We start from the raw sequence: 25,500 nt of genomic DNA, 5'->3' as shown, positions 1-25,500 counted from the left end.
CTCCAACTCGACCTTCCAGCAATCGACTTCAGGTATCACGTCCATACCCGAACAACGATAACCAGCAGCTCAGGACACGAAATCTGACTGGAGTATTAGGTGACACGGCCCTCACGATCGGTGCGGTGTGGCTGGTGATCGGCATTGTCTACCTGGCGTTCCTCACCAGGGGCTTCCGCCGCCCGGCGCCGGAGATGACCTTCGACGACGATGCCGAGGGGCCGGCCGAGGACACGGCCACCGCGACCTGCTGATCTCCCACGCGACCGGGGTGGGCACGACAGCCGGCCACTGACTGGAGCCCGCACCCCGCGGGGAGGGTGCGAGCCCCAGTCCGTGGGGCACCGGCTGTCCGCCCAGCCCACAGATCACCACCGGCACGTGCCGAGTCGGCCGAGGTCGGCGTGCCACCGCGGGACCGGCCCGGCGGCGCGGAACCGAAGACCGAACAGGCCGCCGCGGGGCGAGCACGATCGCCCCCACGAGGAAGAAATCCCCTCGCCTTCCCTTCCGATTCCTCCACCGGCCGCCGCGCACCGGGCCGGCCGTTCGCTGCGGGCCGCGTCAGTCGTCCATGGCGCCCACCGCCTCCGGTGTGGTCTCCGTCAGCTCTCCCTCCTCCAGCAGCAGCCACCGGGTGATGCCCAGCGAGGCGAGGAACGGCAGGTCGTGGCTGGCCACCAGCAGCGCGCCCTCGTACGACTCCAGGGCCGTGGTGAGCTGCCGGACGCTCACCAGGTCCAGGTTGTTCGTCGGCTCGTCCAGCAGCAGCAGCTGCGGCGCCGGATCGGCCAGCATCAGCGCTGCCAGCGCCGCCCGGAACCGCTCGCCGCCGGACAGGGTCGCCGCCTTCTGGTCGGCGCGGGCGCCCCGGAACAGGAAGCGGGCCAGCCGCGACCTGATCAGGTTGTTGGTGGCGTCCGGCGCGAAACGGGCCACGTTCTCCGCGACGCTCAGCTCTCCGTCGAGGAGGTCCAGCCGCTGCGGCAGGAACCGTGCCGGCACATGCACCGTCGCCTCGCCCGACACCGGAGCCAGCTCCCCGACGATGGTGCGCAGCAGCGTCGTCTTGCCCGCGCCGTTGCGCCCGACCAGTGCGATGCGCTCGGGGCCGTGCAGGTCGTACCCGCCGGCCACGCGCGCACCGTGCACCAGCTCCAGATCGCGCAGCGTCAGCACCGACCGGCCCGGCGGCACGGCGGTGTACGGCAGGTCGACGCGGATCTCGTCGTCGTCCCGCACGGCCTCCACCGCGTCGTCGAGCCGTTCCTTGGCCTCGGCCAGCCTCTCCTCGTGCATCACCCGGTGCTTGCCCGCGGACTCCTGCGCCGCGCGTTTGCGCAGCCCCATGACCACTTTTGGTTCGCGCTTCTGGTCCCACATCTTCTGGCCGTACCGCTTGCGGCGGGCCAACTTGACCTGGGCGTCGACCAGTTCGCGCTTCTGCTTGCGCAGATCGGCCTCCGCGACGCGGACCATGCGCTCGGCGGCCTCCTGCTCGACGGCGAGGGCCTCCTCGTACGCCGAGAAGCTGCCGCCGAACCAGGTGATGCCGCCCGCGCGCAGGTCGGCGACCTGGTCCACGAGTTCCAGCAGCTCCCGGTCGTGGCTGACCACGATCATGACGCCCGGCCAGGAGGCGACGGCCGCGTGGAGCCGCCGCCGCGCGTACAGGTCGAGGTTGTTGGTCGGTTCGTCCAGCAGCAGGACGTCCGGGCGGCGCAGCAGCAGCGCCGCGAGCCCGAGCAGCACGGATTCGCCGCCGGACACCTCGCCGACGGTGCGGTCGAGGCCGATGTGCCCGAGGCCGAGTTCCCCGAGGGCGGCGAGGGCGCGTTCCTCGACGTCCCAGTCGTCGCCGACGGTCTCGAAGTGCTCCTCGGCCACGTCTCCGGACTCGATGGCGTGCAGCGCGGCCCGCCGGTCGGCGACGCCGAGCGCCTCGTCCACCCGCATGGTGGTGTCGAGCGTGATGTTCTGCGGGAGGTAGCCGATGGTGCCGGCCACGCGGACGGTGCCGTCGGCCGGGGCGAGCCTGCCTGCGATCAGTTTCAACAGGGTTGATTTACCCGACCCGTTGACGCCGACCAGCCCGGTTCTTCCGGGGCCGAAGGCGGCGTCGAGTCCCTCAAGGACGGTTGTGCCGTCGGGCCAGGCGAAGGACAGGGACGTACAGGTGACGGAATGAGCCATACGGGGTCTCCACGGTTGCGTGATGTGGTCAGGGCAAACGTGTATCGAGACACCGGGAGGCGGCGACCCGCCGTCGGCAGAAGATCGACAGGAGCGAGGTGACGCCCGAGGAGCGCGGGACAATACCAAAAGCCCTGCTCCGCAAGGACGGCTCTGACGCCGAGGTCGCACGCGGCATCCCCACATGGACAGGGGGACACGGTGTCTCAGGACCTCAGACGAGCAACGTCCTTCTCCAATCGGCGGCAACAGAAGCCCCCACAACGTAGCAGGACGCCGGCTCGCACTGTCAACGTCCTTTTCGAGTGCCCCGCCCCGCCGATGCCCTGGACGCCGGGGCCCTGATCACGCTCCGCGGTGTCCAGGCCGTCGGCACCGGGGGCCGTCGGGACAGGCGAGGGCGAGTTCCCCCTCACTGGGTTCCAATACGTCTCGCGCTCCACCTCGTAGACCTCGCGGACGGGTTCGGGCGGGGCCTGGCGCCCGAGGTGGTGCGCGTCCCGCTCTGCGACCGGCATCCCCTCCCGGAAGCAATCGAGAACCGGCCCGCCATGCCTCGCCCCGGGTCCACGAGGAAACGATCACGCCTGCAGAGAGGTGCGGTTGCCCTTGCCTCTCCGGTGCGCCCGGGGCCGGGCGGCCCGGCGGGCTCGGCGGCAGGTCACGACCAGGACGCGGCCACCAGCGAACGTTCCGCAGCCGCCAGGTGCACGGCCGAGGCGAGCCAGGCCCTCGCGTAGGCGTCGGCCGAGGGGTCGGTCAGGCGGCCGAAGGCGTCGCGGGGGCGGCGGGTCGCCTCCGTTGTCAGGGCCTGGGCGAGGTGGGCCGCCACGCCGAGTTCCGCCCGGGTCAGGCGGGCGAGGAGCGAGGCCGTGTCCGTCCCCCGGCCCGCCTCGGCCACGGCACGGCGACCGCCCGCGACGCCCGTTTCCAGCAGGCGCCGGACACGCCACAGCGGTGCCTCCGCCAGCGGGTCGGGGCCCGCGGTGACCGGCCCCCGGTCAGCGGATCTTGCCGTCCCGCGGGGGAAGTGCTCGCCCTGGAGCCGGTCGTAGCCCAGGTCGGCACGGCCCTTCCACGCTTCCGGCAGCCGCAGCGTGGCGGCCTTCCCCGGCACCGGACCGACCGCCAGCGGCCGGAGCGTCGCCGCCCGGTCCAGGTCGGGGCGGCCGAGCACACGCAGGGCGAGCCCCGGGTGTTCGGCGATCCGGCGCAGGTTGGCGGCGTGCGGCAGCTCCGGGTGGGGGTGTGCGGGGCGAAGCCGCAGCAGCGGTCCCTCACCGACGACGCGGACGACGACGGAGTCGCCGGCCGCACCGATCACCTCGACGTCGCAGCCCAGCAGACCCGACCCCGTACCGCCGGGCCCACCCGCCTCGGGCGTGCCGTCGGCGAGCACGGCGGCCATCGCCTCCCGCACCGGTCGGGTGAAGAGGTCGGCGGCGGGTTCCTCGGACCAGTCCACCCCGCGCAGTGGCGTCGCGGCGACCCCCCGCCCTGCCCCGAGCCGCCCGTCCGCGGAGACGGTCGCGCCGACGATCCGCAGACCCCCGCGCGCCAGCCCGGCGTGGTCGAGGACGGCACCGCCGAGCGCCACGGACGCGGACCCCGCACCCTTCACGCGGGCGAGGCCACCGGGGCGCACGTCGAACACCGAGTAACCGGCGCCGTCCGAACCGACCAGGTGCGTGGTCACCCCGCCGTACCCCGTCGCGGACAGCACCGGCTCCCGGCACAGGCCGTACACCCGCAGGCTGCCGCCCCGTTCGTAGACCCGGCGCGCGGGGCCCGCCGCCTCCGTGTCGGCCGACCCGGAGGCGAGCAGGGCGGTGCCGGCCAGCAGCTCGCGGAAGGCTCCGGTGAGGTCGGCGAGACGTTGTCCCGCGCTCCGCTCCCGCGCGGCCCTCAGGCCCCGTACGACTCTCAGCGCGGCCGCTTCGGCCCGTGGCAGGCCGGCCAGCCGCGCAGTGTGGGCGGCGCGGAGCAGTTCGGCCTGCACCACGGCGCCGCCCGCCGTGACGCCGACGGACAGGGCCTCGGCGGCGGCGTCCCACAGCGCCGTGGCGGCCAGGACCTGCGCCGCGGTGAGGGCGGCCGGCGGGGCCGCCGTGGCCGCGACTTCGGCGGGGGCTGTGGGTGCGGCCTCCTCGGCGCCCGCGCCCGTGCCGGAGGCCGTGCCCGAGTCTGCGGCCTTGCCCGTTCCCGAGTCGTCGCCCCCGCCCGCGTCGCCCTCCCCATCGGCGATGGGTGCCGCGCCCAGGACCGCGGCCCGGTGCAGGCAGCGTGGGGCCAACAGGCAGGTGCACACGGCTTGTTCCGCGTTCGTGACCGTGCCGGACGGACCCGGGCGCAGCGTGACCGCGGCGTCCTCGCCGAAGTGGACCTCGACCGCTCCGTCGGCCGTGGCGGAGGCCTGGTCGGCGCAGCCCGAGATCGCCGCGTCGAGTTTCTTGCGCAGCCGTGCGCTGAGCTGCTCCACGGCGTCGGCGAGGACGTCGGGGGCGACGGGAGGCAGGAGTTCGGTACTCAACGGGTTTCTCCACGGAGGCGGTCGCCCACCCAGCGGGCGAGTTCGAGCGGGCTGAGGGCGGCCACCGGCATACCGGCCGCGACGAGTTGGCGCGCCACGGACACCGAGTAGCGCGGCGTGCCGGTGTCGTCGAGCGCGGCGCAGCCCAGCAGGTGGGCGCCGGAGGACGCCAGGGCACGGACCTCGCCCAGCAGCCCGCCGAGCGGTGCGCCCTCCTCGAAGTCGCTGACCACGACGACCAGCGTGCGGCTCGGCACGGTGATCAGCGAACGCGCGTGCGCGAGACCGGCCGCGATGTGCGTACCGCCGCCCACCCGGACCTCCAGCAGCAGCGACAGCGGATCCTCGACCCGGTCGGTCAGGTCGATCACCTGCGTGGAGAAGGCCAGGAAGTGCGTGGACAGTGTCGGAACCCCGCCGAGGACCGCGGCTGTCAGCGCCGACCAGATCACCGACGCCTCCATCGAGCCGGAGACGTCGACGACGAGGACCAGGCGCCAGTCCGCCTCCTTGCTCGCCCGCGTGCTGAACAGCGGGCGCTCCGGTACGACGACGAGCCGGCCGTCCGCCGTCCGCCGGGTGTGGGCGAGATTGGCCCGCAGGGTACGGGCGAGGTCGAGGCGCCTGCCGGGCCGTCGGGTCGGGCGCGGGGTGGCCAGACCGGTGAGTGCCGGGCGCAGGCGGGTGGCCAGCTGCCGGGACAGCTCGTCGACGAGCCGCTTCACCAGCGGACGCAGCCGGGCGAGCTGGGCCTCGGGCATGCCTCCGGCCAGGGACAGCACCGAACCGAGCAGCTCCACCGACGGGCGTACCGACGCCGGATCGAGCTGCGCGAGCACGTCGGTGCGACCCGTGTCGGCGGCCTCCGCGAGGACCTCCTCGCGTACGTCGGTGCCGAAGAGGGCCTCCAGTTCCTGTGCCCATTCCCGCGCGGTGGGGAAGGACGGGTCCTGGCCGCCGCCCTGACCGGGTGCGCCGCCGTCCAGGTCCTGGGCGCCCTCGCCGCGCCCGCGGCCGTAGAGCTCGTCCAGGGCGTGGGCGTAGCGGCGGGCGTCGGCGGTGAGGCGTTCCTTGTGGCGGCCGAGCAGCAGCCGCCAGCGGTCGGCACGGCCGAGCCGCCGGTCCGCCTCGTCCGCGGCGGTGCGGTCCGCCGCGGCCGGGGGTACGGGGCGGGGGTTGTCGGCCGGGTCCGGGCCCCGGTCCGTTCCTGCGTCGGTGTCCGCGCCCGGCAGGCCCAGGGCCTTCAGCGCTGCCGATCCGGCCGCGTCGGCCGCCGCCCACAGGGCCAGCAGCTCGGGCGGGGCGTCGAGTGACAGGTCGAGCCGGTCGCCGAGCCGCTCCGTCACGGTGGTGAGCAGCCTGTCGCGCGCGGCCGGGGCCAGCGTGTCGAAGCCGCCGCGCAGGGCCGGGAGCCGGTCGAGGAAGTCCTGGTCGGCCAGCGTGTCGACCCGGTCCATGAGCGCGGCGAGCGCGTCCGGCGACGCCTGGAGCAGGGGGCCTGCGGCCGTGAGCAGCCCGGCGAGGCGCTTCGCCAGCGCCCGGCGCGTGTCCGGAGCCGTGGCCCCGTCGATCCAGCCGGCCGTACGCTCGCCCAGCCCGGCCGCGTCGTCCAGGTCGAGCAGCACGCGTACGGCCAGGGCCGCGCCCTGGATGAGCGGGGAGCCCTCGGCCGCCAGCTCGGCGAGCGCCCTGTCCAGTCGCAGGCCCAGATGCCGGGCGGCCGTCCGGTCCGCCAGCGCCACCAGCGCCGCGGCGTCGGCGCCGCTGTCGCTCCCGGCGAGGCCGGGCAGGGACCGGACCGCGGCCTCGAGGAGTTCCTCCGTGAGCGCACCGGCCGTCGTGCGGGCGTCCTGCGTCGTGTCGGGGTAGTGGCCGCGCCGCAGTCCCTCCAGCAGGTCCAGGGCCTGGAGGAGCTCGGGCAGGTCGGCGCTGTCGGGCAGCACGGCGGAGGCCTCGTACAGGCGTGCGTCGACCAGTTCGGGCAGGCCGCAGCGCGCGGCGGCGGTCAGCCCGGTGAGGATCTGGGCGGGGGTGGGGCCGCCCTCGGCGGCCTCGTGGCGCGCGGTCGCGGCGAGCGTGCCGGCGGCGGCCTGGGCCGCGGTCACCCCGCGCACGCCCGCGAGGTCGAGGCGTGCGGGCACGGACGGCGTCCACGTCAGACGCCACTTGGTGCCGAGCGCGGTGCCGTCGCCCGTGCTCGCCACGTCCAGGGGTTCGCCGTACGAGGCGCCGATCACCAGCAGCCGCTGGAGCAGTACTTCGCGGCGGCCGTCCAGCGGTGAACGGAGCGGGTCGAGGCGCAGGTCGCGGCGGTCGGGGTCGTCCGGTCGGGGCAGCCGCAGTTCCGCGAGTTCGGCCTCGACCGAGGGGCCGAGACCGGACCGGGGGGCGTGCGGGCCGATCCGGCCGCGTGCGGTGCCGACGAACACGGCCTCCAGCGCGCGGGCCAGGGCCCGGCCCCGGCCGAGGGGTTCGCCCTGGCCGAGGACGGTGGTGACGGCCTCCAGGAGTTCGCCGCGGCCGGGCGCGGGCAGTCCGCGCAGTGCGGCCAGGTCGCAGGCCAGGCGCAGCGTCTCGGCGGCCTCGCCGGTCCCGGCGGTGTGACCGCCGCGGCGCATCTCGCGGCACAGGCCGGTCACCGCGTCGGCGGCCGCCTCCCGGATCCGTTCCGGGTCACCGGCGGCGGTGAGCACCGCCTGCTGCCACAACGGGTCGCGGATTCCGGCCGGGTAGCCGGACCGGGAGTCGAGCAGGTCGAAGGAGTACGGCACGAGGGAGGTCACCGCCGAGCCCTCGGTCGTTGCGGTGCCGCCCTCCCCGCCGCCTGCGGCGGGCCCCGGCCTTGCCGCGTCCGTACCGGACCCCGCCGCACGGGAGCCCGCACCGCCCGACCCGGCCCGGTCCGGGACGGCCGCTCGCTCCGTAGCGTCCAGGACGCCCTCCGGCCGCGCCTCCACGCCCGCGGACCCGAGCAGCGCGGGTGCGTGGAAGGCGCCGATCACGGCTGCCACCCGGCGCCCGCCCGCCGAGGCGGAGGCGATCACCTGCCGCATCCGTTCCTCCCGCGCCAGATCGGTGGCCGGTACGGCGGCGTCGGCGCGCAGGGCCCAGCCCACGCCCAGTGCTGCTCGGCGCACCGCCTCCGGAACACACCCCGGAGCCAGGACCTCCACCGCGCGGTCCCACAGGTCGTCACCGTCCCGGCCCGTACCGGCGGCGGTGAGCGCTTCGGCGTACGAGCGCCGCACCGGACCGTCACCGGGAGCCGCGCCGGGCCCTGCGCCGAGGGCGCCCGCAGCACCTGCGGCCCCCTCGGTCTCCTCGGCCGCATCGGTCTCCGGTCGTACATCTCCGCTCCCGTCCGGTTCCCGCACCGGACCGAGCGCCGCCGCCGACCAGCCGGGATCGCCCAGGGGAAGATCGCAGCACACGACCTCCACCCCGCGGCTCCTGGCCCAGCGGACCGCGGCGAGCTCCGGCGAGAAGTCCGCGAACGGGTAGAACGAGAGCCGTCCGCCCTCGCCCGCCCCGGCCAGGGCGACCGGGGCGACCGTCTCGGGGTCCGCCAGGTGCTCCAGCCAGGGCTGGAAGTCGGCCGGCAGCTCGACGCAGACCACCTCGGCCCGCGCCTCTTCCAGCAGGGCGGGTACCACCGCGGCCAGCGCCGGACTGTGGTGGCGCACTCCCAGCAGGTACGGCGCACGCGATGCGGCCAGTGCGTCCACGGCCGTCCGTGGATCGACGGTCGTCAACGCAGGCTCCCGCGCAGGTCCCAGAGCCGGCGCCACATCGCCGAGCCGTTCTCGGCGCGGCGGCGCACCGGGCCGTCCCAATAGCCGAGGAGTCGTGCGTGGTCGGCCGGGTCGTCCTTGCGGACCACGCCGAGCAGATGCCCCGGCAGCAGGTCGAGGACGTCCCCGCCGGGCAGATAGGCGGCCGCGACCCCCAGCGAGGCCGCCACCTGCACGGCCTCGGCGGTGGACATGACCGTGCCCGGCCGCTCCACGTCCCAGCCCTCGGTGGACCGGCCGGAGCGCAGGTCGCGGAAGACGGTGACGAGGGCGTCCAGGACGGCGTCGTCGACGGCGAAGGCCGCGCCCGCCCGCTGCACGGCGGCGACGGCCTGATGGCGGATCAGGACCGCTTCGGCGTCGGCGTCGGCGATCGGGTCGACGGTCTCGAAGTTGAAGCGGCGTTTGAGGGCGGCCGACATCTCGGAGACGCCCCGGTCGCGCAGGTTGGCGGTGGCGATGACGGTGAAGCCGGGGGCGGCGCGGACGACTGCGTCCTCGGTGGAGGTCAGCTCGGGCACGCTGATCCGCCGGTCCGACAGGATGGAGACGAGGGCGTCCTGGACCTCGGGCAGACAGCGGGTGATCTCCTCGACCCGCACCACCCGTCCGGCTCGCATGGCGGCGAGGACCGGGGAGTCCACCAGGGCCTGCGGGGTGGGGCCCTGGGCGAGCAGCAGGGCGTAGTTCCAGCCGTAGCGGAACGCGTCCTCGGTGGTGCCCGCCGTGCCCTGCACGGTCAGGGCGCTGGTCCCGCTGACGGCGGCCGCGAGCAGCTCCGACAGCATCGACTTGGCCGTGCCGGGCTCGCCGGTGAGGAGCAGCCCGCGCTCTCCGGCGAGGGTGACCACACAGCGTTCGACCAGCGCGCGCTCGCCGACGAACTTCGGGGCGATCGCCAGCTTCGACGGCAGACCGGCGCGGCGCCGGGGCAGGGCCAGCTCCACGCCGTCGCTGCCGCAGACGAACGTGACGACCGCGCGCGGGGTGAGCGCCCAGCCGGGCGGCCGCGGCCCGGGGTCCTGGGCGGCGAGGAAGGCGAGTTCGGCGGCGTGGCGCTCCTCGGCCGGCCGGCCCTGCCGGACGGGGGCGGTCTGTTCGGTGACGGTCATGCGGGTTTCCTTCGTCATGGTGCGACAGGTGCGTGCGTACGGGGACGGGAACCGGTGCGGCGCACCCGGGGCGGGTGCGCCGCACCGTGCTGACGACGGGCGGCCGGTCAGCAGCGGCTCGGATGCCGTTCGACGGCGGGTCGGTGACGGTGACTCAAGTACCGTTCGATGGTGGATCGGTGACGGTAGCTCAAGTGTTGTTTGACGGCGGATCGGTGACGGTGCCTCAGCGGCGGCGCCTCGTACGCCGCACCTTCAGCTCCTCGAAGCGCGGGAGGTCGCCGTCGAGGATCCGCTGCCAGGCCCGGGTGAACAGTTCCGCGGCCGGTTCGGTCGGCACCAGGGTGCCCAGCACCGGCCGGCCGCCCGCGGCCACCCCGTACATCGGCAGCTTCCACTGCTCGACGGGCAGAACGGGCGCCGACTGCTCCGCCCAGGCGCCCGGCAGGACCAGCGAGCGTCCCGCCCTGGCCCGTACGACCGACACCACCAGGTCGGTCTCGGCCAGTTCGGCCCGCGCCGCCTTGAGCCGGGCCGGCTTCCACCCCGTCCAGCGCGCGGTGTTGCGGTCCGTCGGGTCGGGCATGGCCAGCAGCATCAGGTACAGCGTCGCCGCATCGGCTCCCAGACCGCGCGCCTCGGACACCTCGGCCACCAGCTCGGGCACCGAACGCGACGGATCCTGCGGCCACCACAGGCCCTCGTCGTCCGCCGTGCCGGCCGCGGGCGCGCCCGGGTCGGCGAGGAGTCGTGCGAACGCCGGGTCGTGTGCCCGCCGCAGGGCCGTCTCGACCCCGGTCGGCTGCTGATCGGCGCCGCGCAGCGCCACCAGGTACGGGTCGGACCCGGTTGAGTCCAGCAGGGTGGGCCGGACGGCCGGCTGCGGCTGGCCGTCCTGCGTGGCCATGAGCACCGCGCCGTACCGCTCGTGGTCCGGAGCCGTCTCCGTCGGCGTGCCGGCCACCTTCCGGAAGTCCGCGAGGCTCGTGTAGTGCCCCACGGACAGCAGCAGTTCGGGGGCCGCAAGACGCTGACGCACGGCGGTCAGCGCACTCGGCAGCGCCGCCCGTACCGGATCGCCGGCGGGCAGCCGGTGGGCCAGCCAGCCCAGCAGGCTCATCGAGCCGGCCAGCACCGCCGAGGTGAACGGCGCATCTGCGGGGGTCGCCGTCGCCGGGTGATCGCCCTCGATGCGCCACGGCACGTCGACGCCGAGTTCCGGCGACCCCGCCGGGTCGAGCAGCGCCGGGAGCGCCCGGTGCACGGGCCAGCCGCTGCGCGCGGCGCGCGCGGCCTCCGTTGCCAGCCAGTCGGGCACCTGTCGGCGCCGTCCCACCTTCTCGTTCCACACGGCGGCTGCCGACGCCGCGTCCGGTCCCTCGCTCCACAGTCGTGCCGGGTCGTCGGGCAGGAGCGCCGCGAGCACCGCCCGGCGTACCTCGACCGGGAGCGCGCGCAGTTCGTCGCGGGCGTGTCCCGCCTCGGCCACCTTCAGCCCGAGCACCTTGCGCAGTTCGGTCGGCAGGAAGTTGTTCTCCCAGCTGTCCACGTCGGGCATGCCCGCGAGAACGATCCGGGCAAGCGCCCCTGACACACCGGTGAGGCGGCTGAACTCGTCGGCGGCCCCCGGCAGGAAGGGCGCCGCCTCGCGGGACCGCGCCTCCCCGAGGAAGCCGGTCAGCCAGTCGGCGCCGCGCACCCGGTCGCCCACCGGCGCGTCACTGCTCACGGTGTAGGGGCCGGGCGCCTCGAAACGGCCGCTCGGGTCGTGGAGCAGCGCGCCGAACTCCCATCCGTCGTCGATGCTGGAGTTGTGCTCGGTGATGCCGAGCACGGCACCGCCGCCCAGGGGCAGCACACTGCGGTGCGCGACATTGCGCCGCTGGCCGTCCGGCGTGTGCAGGTGGGGCGTGGCCAGGCGGACCAGGACCCGGCGCCAGTGACCGGCCGAGGCCGCCGTCGAGGCCAGCCCCAGCGCGTCCAACCGGTCGAGGACTTCGAGCAGGGCTGCCCGGTGTGCCGGGTCGCTGCCGGGCGCGACGGCCCGGTAGGCGATCGCGGCCGGCTCGTCCAGGAGCGAGGCGAACGGCAGGCCCGAGTAGGGCAGTGACGGCAGATCGAAGTGCAGCCGGCCCGGCAGCGCCGTGGCGGCCCTGTCCGCGCGCACGGACGCCAGCGTCTCCAGATAGCGGCACGTCACATCGCTGTCCGCGCCGTAGCGGTAGTAGCCGGTGTCGACGATGCCGTTCAGCGCCTTGGCGAGCACGTGGTCGCTCGGTCCCTGGACCCGGGCCTCCGTGGGCTCGGCGGCGGGGTCGAGCCGTGCGGCCACGGCGTCCAGCGCTTTCTGCTGTCGTACCGCGAAGCGCAGCACCTTCACCACGCCCGCGACCAGCTCGGGTGCCGAGATCTGCGGCAGCGCGGCGCTCACCAGCTCGGGCAGGTCCGCCGCCCGCTCCGCGAGCACGGCCGCCTTCAGCAGGACGCCGGCCGACTCCGCGTCGGCGCCCCGCAGCGCCGCCGACCCCTGCGGATCACGTGCGCGCAGCATGTGCAGGTACGGCAGCGGCGGCAGGGCCTGAGCCGCGGTCGCGTACAGCTCGTTGCGGTGGTCGCACCGGGCCGACGCCGTGACCGTGCCCTCCGGGTCGCTGAGGGACAGCTCGCGCCACTGCTGGGTCAGTGCCCGTGGCCGGTCGTCGCCGGGGAACGTCAGCGCGGCGACCGGCCGGTCGGCGCCCTTCGGCAGGGTGACGACCCGTCCGGTGGTGTCCTCGCCGTGGTGGCCGCCGTCGGGCAGCCGCACGACCCGCCAGCCGAGGAGGCCGTCCGCGGACGTCCCCCGGGCCGAACCCGCCACCTCCGGGGCGGGCCGCAGCAGGCACGAGCCGGCCACCAACTCGGCCCCGGGGGCGTGCCGCAGCAGCGCGTCGGCGAGGAAACCGGGCTGTGAGCGTCGGCCGTACGCACCGCTCACGGGGTCGTATTCGAGCCAGCCGCCCTTGTCCTCCCCGTCCCTGTCCTGCCACACCCAGTACGACGTGCCGTCGCACAGCAGCGCGCGCTCCGCGGGCAGCTTCGTGTCGCCGCTGTGGAGGACGCCGCCGCCGGTGGTGCGGCCGCCGCCGGGCAACTGCAGGCTGAGGTGATCCGAACGCATGGCCCAGGAGTCGGCTCCGGCGAGAGCGAACACCGTGTCGGGCGCGGTGTGCCAGTAGCCTTGCGACTCGCCGCGACCGTACGTGCTCCAGAACACCAGCAACGCGCCGTCCACGTAGTGGAAGCCCGTCCGCCACACGGATGTGGTGGGCACCCGCAGGTCATGCACGAGAACGGTGGAGTCGGCGTCGATGACGCGCACCTGCGTCGCGTTGGCCACGATCAGATACGGCCAGGCCTCGACGACCGTCAGACCCTCGGTGGTGTGGGGCCCCGGTGCCAGCTCCGTCAGCGCCTCCTCCCACGCCGGCCAGCGCAGCTCCTCCCACAGACCGCCCCGAAGCGTGCGGGCCAGGACCTCGCCGAGATCGGCGCCGGCCGCGGCCGCGACCTCCTTCGGCGCGAGCGCGAGAGCCTCGGAGGGCAGCCACGAAAGCCGCTCGATCGACTTCGGCAGTCCGGGCAGCCCGGCCGCCACCGACGAGGCGGCCACCTCGCGCATCCACTCGGTGAGCATCGGGCGACCGCCGGGCGAGGCGGCCAGCCGCCGCATCACGTCCGCGCCGGAGGACGCGCTGTTGTAGCTGTTCGCCCCGCGCCCGAAGGCGGGCCGAAAACGCGGGTCGGCCGCCAGCGCGACCAGGTCCCGCGGCTCCTCGCCGCGCGCCCAGTCCGACAGGTTCAGGGCGTTGTCGCGCCGGTGGGCGGACTTCTCCTCGGGGTCGGCGACCGCGATCTCCAGCGAGAGCAGGAGGTCCAGCAGGTTCACGTCCTCGACACCGATCCGCAGGAACCGCTCGCCCTCGGGCCGCGCCGCCAGATCGGCACGCAGCCGGCCGGCCGCCCGCTCGACCAGCTCCAGCAGGGCGGGCGGCGTCGGGCGCGGCCCCCAACCGCGGTGCCGGGCGCCGTGAAAGCGCTCCAGCCAGCCCGCCGCGCCGTCGGAGCACTGCTCCTCCTGCGGCAGGTCGGCGTCCACGAGACCGGCGTCGGCCCCCGACTCCGCCAGGATCCCCAGCCACAGCTCGGTCATCTCCCCGTTGTCCCCGGGCGGGATCATCGCCAGCAGCGTGCCCCGCACGGACGGAACGCGCCGGGCCAGCGCGACCAGCGCGCCGCGGTGCGACTTCCACCAGCCGGCGGCGGCCCGCAAGGTGGCCGGCAGCGGAAGGAGCTCGGCGAGGTAGTCCTGCTCCGCCTCGTTGCCGGACAGGGCCGCGGCGCGGGCGAGCCGCTTCAGCTCCACCGCGGCCTGGGCGGACGGCGCGAGACCGCCGGCGGTCCGGCGCACGCACAGCCGCCGGAACCGCTCGTACGCCTCGACGGGCGCGAGCCGGGCCGACAGGTCCTTGCCGTAACCGGTCAGGACCTTCACCGGCAGCGCGCCGGCCAGGGCGAACTCCAGGAACAGGGCGTCGAGCCGGTCCTCGTCGACCGTCAGCCCGTGCTGCGCCTCGCTCGTGCGGGCACGGCCGAACAGCTGGCCGGCGTACGTGCTGTTCTCGACGCCGAGGAAGACCCGCGCGGCCTGCTCGTAGAAGACGGGCAGGAAGTGCGGGACGGCCGAGGCGAGCCGCCCGGCCAGCTCGTGGCAGGCGTCCAGGGCGGCCTTGGGCTTGGTCTTGGCCTGCCGGGCCAGCCGGTCCAGCTCCGGCACGACCGCCAGGGCGTGGTGCCCGTCCTCGGGGTGGTGCACCAGCACCCACTCGGGAAAGCCGAGTTCCTGACGCCGGCCGAGACCGACCACGGCCGGTTCGCCCTGCGGTTCGAGTCCGAGGAAGCCGGCGGCGAGGTCCTCGGCGGGGCCCAGTTCGGCCGCGGCCAGCCGCACGACGACCCGATCCTCGCCGAGCACCGCGTGGCGATAGGCCCGCGCGGTCAGCTCGACCGCCGAGGGGCCCGCACCCCGTGCGTCGGCCGGGAGGACCGCGCCTGCCGCGAGCAGTTCCTTGTTGTCGTTACCGACCGTCCCGGTCATGCGTCCCCACCCTTTTCGATCGTGCGGCCGGCGTACAGCGCAGCGGCCATGCGCATCCCCTCGGACCAGGCCACCGGACCGACCTCGGTCAGCCGCACCGCGCGGCCGTCCTCGTCGTGCCAGCTCAGCCCGCCGGTCTCCGACTCCCCGTCCCAGTACGGCTCGCCGATCCACACCGACGCCTCCGTGCTGCGACCCCCATCACGCACCTTGCACGTGGCGTAGCCACCGGAGACCCGGTATCCGAGGGTCGTGGCGCGCGCCGCGAGACCGAACCGCGAGGCGAACTTCCCGCCCGCGTAGTCCCGTACCTCCGTCGCCGTCTCCGGACGCCCGGCATCCGGCCCGTCCGGCCTGGTCCAGGTCGCCCGGTGGATCTGCTCCACCTTCTGGGTGATGCCGAGGTCGGCCGCGAAGTCCCGTACGTCGTCCAGGTCCGGCAGGAGGACGGGGTGGGGAAGCGTCACCGTGCGCGGCGACAGCCGCACGGTCTCACCGTCGAGGTCGACCACCTTGAGCTCCCCGTCGCCGGTGACGTCCCGCAGGAAGCCGACCTCGTCCGGATCGTCGCCCACGACGGCCATGTCCCGCAGCGCCCCCTGCCACGCCTCGTCCGGCCACACCCGCGCGATCAGCTCGGTCGGAACCGGAAGCGACGACACCATCCAGGCATCCACCTGGGCCACGCACGAGGCCGCGTGCCGGTCCAGCCACTCGGCCAGCTGCCTCAGCCGGTCGACCTCGGGACTGTCGCGCAACGCCTTCGGCAGCGCCTTCAACTGCCGCCCCCCGACCCGCCGGGCGACCACACGCCCGTCCTCGAGGGTGGTCTCGTACCCCTCACCCGCTGCCAGCCACGCCATCAGCCGTGCCCCTCCGCCTGTCCATCAGATGTCAGCGCAGCCCGAACCAGGGGCCACGAAGCCCCTGAACTGCGATATGAGAGGGAGACTAACGAGGGCCACTGACAACGCAGGTCGGTCCGCGGTGCCCTCGCGACGGCCCGGCAGGGATCCTGGTGCTGCCGGGGGCGGCAGGCGTCGCGCCGGACTGCGGGAGGCGGGATGGCCGACAGCACGTCAGCGGGGCACTGCCCGGCTGCGAGCAGCCCGGATACAACCTTCGCGGCCCGCCGCGAGTCAGAAGTGCCGCGATGGGGTGAGGGCCTTCGCGCAACCGTGTCACAGGAATGTCATATGATGCGCGCAATCTTCATAAAGATCACTTAAAGAGGATGTACACGTCATGGCAATCCGTACCCCGCATCGTTCCCTTCGCGGCATATCCGCCATTGCTGCCCTGCTCGCGATCGGTGCAGCGGGATGCTCGGACGTCTCCGACGCCGTCGACAGCGCCAAGGACGGCGCGAAGAAGGTGGCTCGTCAGCGCTCGGTGTTCTCGCTGGACATCGGCGACTGCTACAACCCGAACGGCAAGGCCGAGGGGACGGCGTTCGCCGTCGAGATCGTGCCCTGTGACGAGGCGCACCAGGGCCAGGTCGTCGGCGAGTTCGCGATCGACAAGGGCAAGGAGTACCCCGGCGACGACGGAGTCTCGACGATCGCGGACAACCGCTGCCCGGTCGAGGCGCAGAAGTACGCCCCGGACACCTGGGCGCTCCCCAAGGGCGTCGCCCTCTTCTACTACACCCCGACCAAGGAGAGCTGGGTGACGGGTGACCGCGCGGTGAGCTGCACCTACACCGCGGAGAAGGGCACGTTCAGCGGCTCGCTGGGCACCGCGAAGTCCCTCAAGCCCGAGCAGACCACGTACCTCAAGGGATCGAACGCGGTCTACGAGGCCCTGTGGGCGAACCAGTCCGAGAAGGACACCGTCGAGGACGACCTGGCCGGCTACAAGGCGCAGGCCAAGGCCGTCGCGGCCGCCCTCGACGCACACCTCAAGGGGCTGGAGGGCATCAAGGGCACCGAGGTCGGCAAGCTCCGCGCGACGCTGACGAAGGCGGCTGCGAACTGGAAGAAGGCCGCGAACGCCGCCGATGCCGACACGTTCTACGTCTCCTACGACCCGGCGTTCACCGGCATCGACCCGAGCAAGTCGGTTGCCGCCCGCAAGGAACTGGGCCTGGCCACCACCGTCCCGGCCGACGAGGCCGAGGTCTGGGCGGGCTGACCCTCCGTCAAAGCGGCGGGGCCGTGTCCGTCGAGGATCCGGCCGGATGGCGGCCCCGGCACCGTCCGAACGGCGCCGGGGCCCCGTCACCGGGATCGGCCGTCTTCTCGGTCGGGATCCCGATGTCGCGGCCCGGCCCCTTCAGTCCCTGCGGAAGAACCGCGACACCGCCCTCGCCACCCCGGGGACGGGCGAGGGCGGCGCGGCCTCTGCCCCGGCCGTCGGCTCCGCGGCGTCGCGTCCCGATGTCGGTCATCGGCGCTTTTCCGCCCGAAGTTCGCCGGGGGCCCTTCCTCCGTGGTCCAGCACCCCGGTCACGACGGCGTGCAGGTGGTGACGGAAGCGGTCGAGTGCAGCCAGGTCGCGTGGGCCGAGGCGGCGTCCGGCGGGGTCGATGACTCCGGCCTGGCGGAAGGAATGAGTGGTCCAGACGATCGTGAAGACCAGCATCTCGACGTCGACCCCGGCGCCGATACCGGCGCGGTCCAGCACCGTGCGGACGCCGGCGGCGACCTCCGCGACGAGCGGGCCTGCGAACTCCGTCTCGATCTCCGCCAGTTCGGCTCCCTCGGAGAGCCAGCGGCGCATCCACAGCGCAGGGACCTCGGGGTGGCTCAGGCAGAAGGAGAGATACGTGTCGACGAAGCCGAGCAGCGCGGCACGGGTCTCGTCGACCGACGTGCCGCAGGCGCGCAGTTGCTCCAGTGCGGCGGTGGCCACGTCCCGCTGAGCGAGGTGGGCGCGGCGCATCACCGCGCGGTACAGCTCGAACTTCCCGCCCACGTGATAGGCGACCGTCGCGATGTTGAGGCCGACGGCCTCCCCGATCGCGCGGGTGCTCGTGGCGTCGTACCCGCGCTCGGCGAAGAGCCGGGTGGCCGCCTCCAGGATGCGTTCTCGGCTGGTTCCATCGTCGGCACGGGTGCTCATGTGCCCGAGGCTATCCGATGTGCTGGAGCGGTTTCAATCAGCTGCTGGAGGATGAAAGGGCAGGTCAGAGACGATTGCACTCTTCTCCATCATTCGATTGAATGAGCGCCCTCGCAGAAAGGTGGGCGCGGCATGGGTTCGACGAGGGTTGCGGTGATCGGCGCCGGGGCGGCGGGACTGGCCTCGGCCAAGGCGCTGCTCGACGACGGTCTGGACGTCACCGTTCTGGAGAGGGGCGACCGGCCCGGCGGCCTGTGGGCGCCGGACGACGACGGGACGCCCCCGGCGTCCTTCCCTTCGACGCCACCCGTACCGCCGACACCCTCTACTGGGACACCACGGCATCCGACGACCCCGACCAGTGGCCGGTCGTCATGCGCTGTCAGGACGACGAGAACGCGGGCCGCGACCCCTGGCGGCGCTTCGCGACCCCGCTCGTGCCGACGCTGGCCCGGCTCGTGGCCGACGGCGTGCGCCCGGTGGCCGCCCGAAGCGGTATGCAGACCGAACTGGAGCGCACCCCGTGGACACCGCCGCCCCGACCCCCGAGATGGCCGCCCTGGGCATCGCCATAGGTCTGTTCTTCTCCTTGCTGTGCTACCTCACCACCAACCTCTCCCCCGGTGGCATGATCACGCCGGGCTGGATCGCTCTGACCCTCATCGAGGACCTCCAGCGGGCGGCCGTGGTCGTCGGGGTCACGGCGCTGACCTATGCGGGCACCCGGGTCATGCAGCGCCTCGTGATCCTCTACGGAAAACGGCTGTTCGCCGCAGTCGTCCTGCTGGGCGTCCTGCTGCAGTCCACGGTGATGATCGTCCTGTCGCTCGAGTTCCCCGCTGCTGTACGGCAACCAGACCCTCGGCTTCATCGTCCCCGGCCTCATCGCTTACCAGCTGGTCCGACAGCCCAAGGGGCCCCTCCTGGCGACGGCCTCCGTCTCCCTCATGGCCTCCATCGTGGTCGCCGCCGGCCTGCTGCTCGGCGTCATGCCCGCCGTCCGAGAATCGAGGACACCAATGACCGCGAAGAAGAAGTCGCGCCCGCTCCTGTCGGGCCTCATGATCCTCGGACTCGTCGGGGTCTCGGGATACCTCACCGTGGAGCTGCGCAAGCAGGAGGACCAGGGCGTCACCGAGGTGCGCGACGTCGGCGTACTCGACGGGTTCGGCGGACGGGCCGATCCGACCCGGCACACGTCCGGGGAACGGTGGTCCCGGCTGGAGAACCCGGCGCGCAGCGTTCTGCGAAGTGCGGACGGTCAGATCAAGGCAGTCCTCACCGACGGGGCACAGACGGCGACTCTGACAGGCCCCGCCCGCACTTTCGCGGAGCCGACGTCGACAGCCTCCAAGGTCTCCACGACCGACTGGGTCCGCTTCATGCCCAAGCCCTGGTCCAAAGGCGCGGAGAACAAGCAGTGGTTCAAGGACTGGTACAAGAAAGCCACCGCGAGCAAGGAGGACGACATCTTCGCTTCGCGTTCCAGTACGTGGCCGGTGCACCGCAGCGCAAGGACGACCAGGGTGTCCCATACGCGGGCGACGCGAACTTCGGTCCCCTGAACAGTGCCGGGTCACTGGGCAATGACCTGCGCCTGGAACAGTCCGACTTCTACGACTACCTCGGCATTCCGTACCCGTTCCGAGACGGTGTCGTCGGCAGCCCCGAAACCATGCGGGCCCGTTCCTTGGACTGCTCCGGTTTCATCCGCATGGTCCTGGGCTACCGTGCGCGCTACCCGCTGATGTCGTCGGACAAGTCGGGGGACGGCCTGCCCCGCACCGCCAACGGCATGGCACGTTCCCGGCTGGGTGTGAACGTCCTGCCGCTCACCGGCATCACGGTCAAGGACCGCCCCACAGCCATCGACCAGCTGCAGCCGGGCGATCTCGTCTTCTTCAAACTCGACGCCCGGGGAAGCACGGGCCGGGAGGCTTCCCGGAACGTCTGTCCGGGCCCGTGCGCTGGATGCCATGAATGTCTGCACGCATTGCCAAGGACCGGAGAGCTCGCACGGGCCACAGTAGAGACGCATGAACTCCAGAGACCGCACACGGTGCGACGAGCAGGGAAGGGACTTTCATGATCTACCGGAGATGGGCAGGGGTTCTCGGCGGTGCGCTTCTTCTGGCAACTGCAGGGACGGTGGCTCCCGCAGCGGCCTCGGCAGCACCGAGCAGCTGTCCGCGGGAGCTCCTTTTCAACGGGGAGGGCAGTGCCGATGTCAGTGTGTGCGACGGCGTGCACGCGGTGGGATGGGTCCAGGACGACGCCGCGGACGGAAGGTGCCCGTTCGTCCGCTTCTGGATGTCGGACGGTCAGACCCGTATATCCAACTGGGCCGGCCCGAAGGGCGACTACAGCCCTATAGACGTCTGGGCCCCGCCCGGCACGACCATCATCAACTACTACCTGGATTCCATCAGTTGCTGAGAGGTGCTGCGCCATATCCCTCCGGCGCAGCTCTTCTTGCGGGCGGCCTGCCGGGTACGGACATCGCGGTCGGCATGCGGGGCGACGCCGAAGAAGACCAGGGGACGGGCGTAGCCGCTCCATGAATCGGGGTCGGTCGACGGGTGGCCATCGTCCGTCCGGCCGAGGGCGATGCCATCACTCTCCTGAACCCTGTGGTGGTCGAGGAATCATCAGGCACCGATGAGCAGTTCGAGGGGTGCCTGTCGTTCCTCGACATCCGCGGCGAGGTCCCCCGCCCGCGCATGCCGGGTGTGCGGCATCAGGACTTCGACGGGCGGGGGCAGACGGCGAGCTTCAGCGATGGGCTCGCCCGACTGGTCGCACACGAAGTCGATCACCCGGACAGGGTGCCGTATGTCGCGCGAGGTCCGGCGGGAGTGGGAGCCGGAGGACCCGGTCGAGGTCTGGACGTTGCTCAAGGAGTGCCAGGAGCGGCTGCGGAACAGGTCGGGGGCGAACGATTGGGGGCGCGGTCACCCATGCCGGTCGGCGCCTAAGCCTTCTTCCAACTTGCCGAGATTACTTGCCAGTTGGCTCGGCAACGCGGTGAAGGTCCCGGTAGAGGGGTTTCGACCCAGAAGAACCGTCTTCACCAGAGACTTCGTGTGCTCGTCCACCCATCGGGCATCGACGTGTCCGGCTCTGCCCCGCGCTTCCTCGCGGAACGACTCCGGCCCAGGTGGAGGCGGTCTCGTCGGGCAGATCCTCGGTGCAAGCGAGGCGCGTGTGATCGTCCGGGGCGGTGGGCGGGCAGGCGTACTCGGCACCCTCGCGGCGTTCCTTGTTCGGGCTGCCGGCCGCCCGGCCCAGTGGATCGGTGCCGGCGGTTACCCACCGGACCGAAGAGGCCGGGGGTCGCGTCGTCAGCAGCGGGCAGCATGGTTTGCACGCTGTACGCCACGGGGCGAAGCTGAAACTGTCGGGTGGAGCAGCGGGAGTGCCAGGACGGCAGGGTCACCCTGGCCAGACACTCGGTCCGTCCCTTGGTCATGGTCATGGCCCACCCGGTGGCCGGGGGCACCCTGCGGGCCGCGTACTCCCCCGGGAAGGTACGTGAGTGCGTCATGGGCAAGAAGAACGAGGCCGTGGTTCGGGCATTGCTCGATCGACACGGCCAGACCTACGCCGCGCAGGCAGGCATCAAGCTGCGGAACACTCCTGCGCCGCTGTACCAGCTCCTGGTCCTCTCGTTGCTGCTGTCCGCCCGTATCCGGGCGGACACCGCGGTGGCGGCGGCCCGCGCGTTGTTCGCCGCCGGGATGCGTGATGCCCGACGGATGGCGGAGGCCACCTGGCAGCAGCGTGTCGACGCGCTCGGCGAGGGCGGATACCGCCGCTACGACGAACGGACCTCCACCCAACTCGGCGACGGAGCAGAGCTACTGCTGGAGCGCTACAAGGGCGACCTGCGCCGCCTGCGCGAGGGTACGGACCCCGAGAAGCTGCTGCGAGAGATCCCCGGCATCGGCCCCACCGGGGTGAGCATCTTCCTGCGGGAGGTCCAGGCGCTGTGGCCGGAGTTCTCTCCCTACCTGGACCGCAAGGTTCTGGATGGGGCAGAACGGCTCGGGCTGTCCACGTCTCCCAAGACACTGGCCTCACTCGTAGAAGCCGCCGATCTGCCACGACTGGCCGCAGGACTTGTCCGAACGGCCCTCGACAAGCGGATAGCCGAGAAGGTGCGCTCCGCGGCTTCGGACTGAACGCATGTCGGGTACGGGGACGGCACGTTGCACAAACGTGGGAGCCGAACTGGTGGCCGCCATCGTCTTCCCCGCGGACAAGCGGGGGCACTTGTCGGCCCACTCCTGTGCGAGAGGAGTTGCAGACGATGTCCGGCAAGGCCGAGGACGCCCTGGAGAAGTACCGTTCCAAACGGCATGCCGACCGGACGCCCGAGCCGATGGGCGGCAGCTCGCGCAGAGCGGGCAGGCGGCGCTTCGTCGTGCAGAAGCACGCTGCGTCCTCCCTGCACTACGACTTCCGGCTCGAGGCGGGTGGCGTGCTGAAGTCCTGGGCCGTACCGAAGGGGCCCTCGACCGACCCGCGCGAGAAGCGCCTGGCCATGCGCACCGAGGACCACCCGGTGGGCTACGTGGACTTCGAGGGCGTCATCCCGGAGGGCGAGTACGGGGCCGGACCGGTCATCGTCTGGGACACGGGCACATACCGGAACCTGACCGAGCGCGACGGCAAGAAGGTTCCCGTGTCCAAGGAGGTGGACGAGGGGCATATCAAGGTGTGGCTGGAGGGGAAGAAGCTCCGCGGCGGCTACGCGCTGACGCGTACGGGGCGGCGAGGCGGGCAGGAGCGGTGGATTCTGGTGAAGGTTTCCGATGCGGAGGCCGATGCCCGTCGCAACCCTGTGAGTTCCCAGCCGGCGTTGGTGCAGTCCGGCCGTACTGTGGAGGATATCGCTGAGGACGCCTGACACATGATGACCGGGCAACCGCTTGCAGTCGGTGATCGACGGCGCCCATGGGGCAGTCGTGGAACCTGTTCTCGCGTTCCGCCCTCGGTGAGCCGTAGATCATGTCCACGAACTGCGCGAGCCTTCGCCCGGGAGCGCCGAGGGGAGCGCAGGCCGACGCAGTTCGCTGCATCCAGACTGCCCGGTCCTTCCCCCGGCCAACTCGATTTGCGGCACCGGCCGATGAGCCCGGCGCGCACGTCTCACCACAGGTGTGCCCGGCCTTCACGTACGGTGACTGGCCGGCCGGCTGGGGCGGACCGGCACGTGAGAAGCACCCTCAAGTCGCTTGCAGGGCTGAGGAGGGTCAGCATGGAAGGAGCAGATGGTTCTGCGACCAGGCGCGGAGGGGCGAGGCGCGATGACGCTACCCATACGACACCGACACGGCAGCATGACGGAGCGTGCATTCCCCTGGCGGGAGCCGTTGGCGTTCGACATGGAGGAACTGTTCGAGCGGATGAACGAGTACCTGGGTTCCAGCGCGGCCAGGTCGCCCCTGGCCGGGGCAATGGCCTGGGCTCCACTGGCGGACCTGCACGAGACCGACGAGTCATACGTGGTCGAATGCGAGGTGCCGGGCATCCGCCGCGAGGACATCGACGTCGAGATGTCCGAGAGCGAGCTGTGCATCTCGGGAGAGATGAAGGAACGCGAGCGTGAAGGCGTGACACGCCATCGTGGACGTCCCACCGGACGGTTCGAGTACCGGGCGACCTTGCCCACCAATGTGAAGGCCGAGGATGTCCATGCGAGCCTCAGCGAGGGTGTCCTGACCGTCGTCATCCCGAAGGCGCAGGGGACCAGGCCTCGACATATCGAGATCGAAGGCTGACCCCATACGGCCACGTCACCCCGCCCGCCAGGGCCGGCCGTCCAGGACAAGGAGCCTGCCGACGGCGGTGGGCCGACCCGCCCGACACGGTCCGCACCGGCCTTGCCGTGCTTCCGGCCGCCGGGCTGCGGAGCGCTGCACGAGCAGGAAGGGTCCGAGGCCGATGATCGCAGCTGGTTGGCAGGAGGATCTGTCCGAACAAGAGCGCACAGCGCTGCGGGCCGCCGCTCGGCCGCGCACCGTAGGGCCCATGCTCGCGACACTGACCAAGGACTACTTCTCCGATCCCGGATGGCTCTTCGAGCGCAAGCTGGACGGAGAGCGGTGTCTGGGATTCCGCGACAGCGACAGGGCACGGCTGGCGTCCCGCAGCGGAGAGGACCTTACGGACACCTGCCCCGAGGTTGCGGGGGCCCTCGCCGGTCAAGGCTGCAACGACTTCGTCGTCGACGGCGAGATGGTCGCCTTCATCGGCACCCGCACCAGTTTCGCCCGGCTGCAACAGCGCATGGACATCCACGATTTGGCTGAAGTTCAAGTGCAGCCAAGGGCAGGAACTGGTGATCGGCGGTTTCACCGAGCCGGCGGGCAGCCGTACCGGCTTCGGCGCGCTGCTCGTCGGCTACTACGAGGGTGACCAGCTTCGCTACGCGGGCAAGGTCGGCACCGGATACGGCCGCAGGACCCTGGCCGGGCTGCGTGAGCGCCTGGACGCGTTGGAGCGCGAGCAGCAGCCGTTCACCGGTGGCACGGTCCGCGAACGCGGCGTGCCCTGGGTGCGGCCCGAGCTCGTCGCCGAGATTGTCTTCACCGAGTGGACCGATGACGGCAAGCTGCGCCATCCCCGGTTCGTCGGCCTGCGCATCGACAAGCCTGCCGAGCAGGTGGTACGCGAGTGGCCGAAGGGGAAGCGGTGAGGAAGGAGAAGCGGTGAGTGCGAAGGACAGCATTCGCGTCGGGGACCGTACCGTCGCAATATCGAATCCGGACAAGGAACTCTTCCCCGACGACGGCATCACCAAGGCCGAACTGGTCGACTTCTACCGCACCGTCTCCCGTCCCATGCTGCCCCATCTGCGCGGCCGACCGCTGGCCATGGAACGCCACCCCGACGGGTACGGCGGGAAGTCGTTCTTCCACAAGGATGTTCCCGACTACTTCCCGGACTGGATCCATCGCCAGGAGGTTGCCAAGGAGGACGGCACTCTCTCCATGGTCGTGTGCGACGACGCAGCCACGCTGGCCTACCTCGCCGACCAGGCCTGCATCACCCCGCATCCATGGCTCAGCCGCATTGACAGCCTCGACTACCCGGACCGCCTGGTCTTCGACCTGGACCCGCCGGGTGACGGATTCGAGATCGTGCGCTGGACCGCCAAGAAGCTCGGTCATCTCCTCACCGAAGACCTCGGGCTGCGGCCCGCCGTGATGACGACGGGCTCGCGTGGCCTGCATCTCGTCCTGCTCTTGGACGGGCACACCGACTTCGACACCACCCGCGCCTTCGCCCGCCAGGTGGCCGACCTTCTCGCCGCCAGGCACCCGGACAGACTGACGACCGCGGCGCGCAAGAACAAGCGCCGCGGTCGGCTCTACCTGGACATCCAGCGCAACGCCTACGCTCAGACCTCGGTAGCTCCCTACGCCGTCCGGGCCCGCCCCCACGCCCCCATAGCCACCCCCCTCGACTGGGACGAACTCGACGACCAACGGATCGGCCCGCAGCACTGGACCCTGCGCACCCTCCCGGCCCGGCTGGCCGACCACGGCGACCCCTGGAAGGGGCTGAGCCGCTGCAGACGCTCCCTGGGTCCGGCCCGGCGCCGGCTCGACGGTCTTGTCAGGGAAGACACCTCATGAGGACGTGAGTTCTCCGTCGCAGAAGGCATGC

The 25,500-nt window shown here is 72.4% G+C and carries 17 protein-coding genes and 4 pseudogenes; 14 read left to right on the top strand and 7 right to left on the bottom strand.

What is annotated here, in order from left to right; all coding sequences use genetic code 11:
- Positions 1-254, top strand: a pseudogene (locus ACWCXX_RS26565) (hypothetical protein); the annotation flags it as partial.
- Between the two features lie 310 nt (positions 255-564).
- On the opposite strand, the gene ACWCXX_RS26560 reads toward ACWCXX_RS26565, so the two are convergent.
- The 6 genes from ACWCXX_RS26560 to ACWCXX_RS26535 form a co-directional block, all read right to left on the bottom strand.
- A complete protein-coding gene (locus tag ACWCXX_RS26560; protein ID WP_451131399.1) occupies positions 565-2,193 on the bottom strand; it encodes an ABC-F family ATP-binding cassette domain-containing protein in 1,629 nt (542 codons plus the stop codon).
- A 661-nt stretch (positions 2,194-2,854) separates the two neighbouring features.
- On the bottom strand, positions 2,855-4,723 hold the full coding sequence (locus ACWCXX_RS26555; RefSeq protein WP_451131397.1) for a hypothetical protein: 1,869 nt from the start codon (positions 4,721-4,723) through the stop codon (positions 2,855-2,857).
- The gene (locus tag ACWCXX_RS26550; RefSeq protein ID WP_451131395.1) at positions 4,720-8,475 is read right to left on the bottom strand and encodes a DUF5682 family protein; all 3,756 of its coding nucleotides are present in this window, start codon (positions 8,473-8,475) and stop codon (positions 4,720-4,722) included. The genes ACWCXX_RS26555 and ACWCXX_RS26550 overlap by 4 nt, the downstream gene beginning before the upstream one ends.
- On the bottom strand, positions 8,472-9,626 hold the full coding sequence (locus tag ACWCXX_RS26545; RefSeq protein WP_451131393.1) for an ATP-binding protein: 1,155 nt from the start codon (positions 9,624-9,626) through the stop codon (positions 8,472-8,474). The genes ACWCXX_RS26550 and ACWCXX_RS26545 overlap by 4 nt, the downstream gene beginning before the upstream one ends.
- A gap of 226 nt (positions 9,627-9,852) precedes the next feature.
- Complete coding sequence (locus ACWCXX_RS26540) at positions 9,853-14,763, bottom strand: DNA-binding protein (protein ID WP_451131391.1); 4,911 nt, start codon at positions 14,761-14,763, stop codon at positions 9,853-9,855.
- Positions 14,760-15,626, bottom strand: a complete 867-nt coding sequence (locus ACWCXX_RS26535) for a DUF4132 domain-containing protein (RefSeq protein WP_451131389.1) — start codon at positions 15,624-15,626, stop codon at positions 14,760-14,762. The genes ACWCXX_RS26540 and ACWCXX_RS26535 overlap by 4 nt, the downstream gene beginning before the upstream one ends.
- A gap of 382 nt (positions 15,627-16,008) precedes the next feature.
- On the opposite strand from ACWCXX_RS26535, the gene ACWCXX_RS26530 reads away from it, so the two are divergent.
- Positions 16,009-16,896: a septum formation family protein gene (locus tag ACWCXX_RS26530; protein WP_451131387.1), complete on the top strand. Its 888-nt coding sequence runs from the start codon at positions 16,009-16,011 to the stop codon at positions 16,894-16,896.
- Between the two features lie 252 nt (positions 16,897-17,148).
- Here ACWCXX_RS26530 and ACWCXX_RS26525 read toward each other — a convergent pair whose 3' ends face one another.
- The gene (locus tag ACWCXX_RS26525) at positions 17,149-17,826 is read right to left on the bottom strand and encodes a TetR/AcrR family transcriptional regulator (RefSeq protein ID WP_451131385.1); all 678 of its coding nucleotides are present in this window, start codon (positions 17,824-17,826) and stop codon (positions 17,149-17,151) included.
- A 132-nt stretch (positions 17,827-17,958) separates the two neighbouring features.
- Between ACWCXX_RS26525 and ACWCXX_RS26520 the strand changes: the two are divergent.
- From ACWCXX_RS26520 to ligD, 12 genes and pseudogenes are all read left to right on the top strand, one after another.
- Positions 17,959-18,063: pseudogene (locus tag ACWCXX_RS26520) on the top strand (FAD-dependent oxidoreductase); the annotation flags it as partial.
- A gap of 17 nt (positions 18,064-18,080) precedes the next feature.
- Positions 18,081-18,401 carry a hypothetical protein gene (locus tag ACWCXX_RS26515; RefSeq protein WP_451131383.1) on the top strand — a complete coding sequence of 107 codons (321 nt, stop codon included), beginning with the start codon at positions 18,081-18,083 and terminating at the stop codon, positions 18,399-18,401.
- Positions 18,350-18,827 (top strand): annotated as a pseudogene (locus tag ACWCXX_RS26510) (poly-gamma-glutamate biosynthesis protein PgsC/CapC); the annotation flags it as partial. The gene ACWCXX_RS26515 and the pseudogene ACWCXX_RS26510, both read left to right, overlap by 52 nt.
- 18 nt (positions 18,828-18,845) lie before the next feature.
- A pseudogene (locus ACWCXX_RS26505) lies at positions 18,846-19,915 on the top strand (hypothetical protein).
- Positions 19,916-20,058: 143 nt separating this feature from the next.
- Positions 20,059-20,262 carry a hypothetical protein gene (locus tag ACWCXX_RS26500; RefSeq protein WP_451131381.1) on the top strand — a complete coding sequence of 68 codons (204 nt, stop codon included), beginning with the start codon at positions 20,059-20,061 and terminating at the stop codon, positions 20,260-20,262.
- A gap of 143 nt (positions 20,263-20,405) precedes the next feature.
- Positions 20,406-20,801 (top strand): peptide deformylase, encoded by a 396-nt coding sequence (locus ACWCXX_RS26495; protein WP_451131379.1) that lies wholly within the window; start codon positions 20,406-20,408, stop codon positions 20,799-20,801.
- A 567-nt stretch (positions 20,802-21,368) separates the two neighbouring features.
- Positions 21,369-22,007: an endonuclease gene (locus tag ACWCXX_RS26490; RefSeq protein ID WP_451131405.1), complete on the top strand. Its 639-nt coding sequence runs from the start codon at positions 21,369-21,371 to the stop codon at positions 22,005-22,007.
- A gap of 128 nt (positions 22,008-22,135) precedes the next feature.
- Positions 22,136-22,735: a DNA polymerase ligase N-terminal domain-containing protein gene (locus ACWCXX_RS26485; RefSeq protein WP_451131377.1), complete on the top strand. Its 600-nt coding sequence runs from the start codon at positions 22,136-22,138 to the stop codon at positions 22,733-22,735.
- 433 nt (positions 22,736-23,168) lie between these two features.
- A complete protein-coding gene (locus ACWCXX_RS26480) occupies positions 23,169-23,609 on the top strand; it encodes an Hsp20/alpha crystallin family protein (RefSeq protein ID WP_451131375.1) in 441 nt (146 codons plus the stop codon).
- Between the two features lie 163 nt (positions 23,610-23,772).
- Complete coding sequence (locus ACWCXX_RS26475; RefSeq protein ID WP_451131373.1) at positions 23,773-24,246, top strand: ATP-dependent DNA ligase; 474 nt, start codon at positions 23,773-23,775, stop codon at positions 24,244-24,246.
- A complete protein-coding gene (locus ACWCXX_RS26470; RefSeq protein WP_451131371.1) occupies positions 24,170-24,526 on the top strand; it encodes an ATP dependent DNA ligase in 357 nt (118 codons plus the stop codon). Before ACWCXX_RS26475 ends, ACWCXX_RS26470 begins: the two co-directional genes overlap by 77 nt.
- Before the next feature lie 13 nt (positions 24,527-24,539).
- A complete protein-coding gene (gene ligD / locus ACWCXX_RS26465) occupies positions 24,540-25,469 on the top strand; it encodes a non-homologous end-joining DNA ligase (protein ID WP_451131369.1) in 930 nt (309 codons plus the stop codon).
- Positions 25,470-25,500: the final 31 nt, after the last annotated feature.

It is taken from the genome of Streptomyces sp. NPDC001732 (assembly GCF_053596315.1).
Note: the sequence above shows the minus strand (reverse complement) of the source record. Positions and strands in the feature narration are given on the sequence as shown.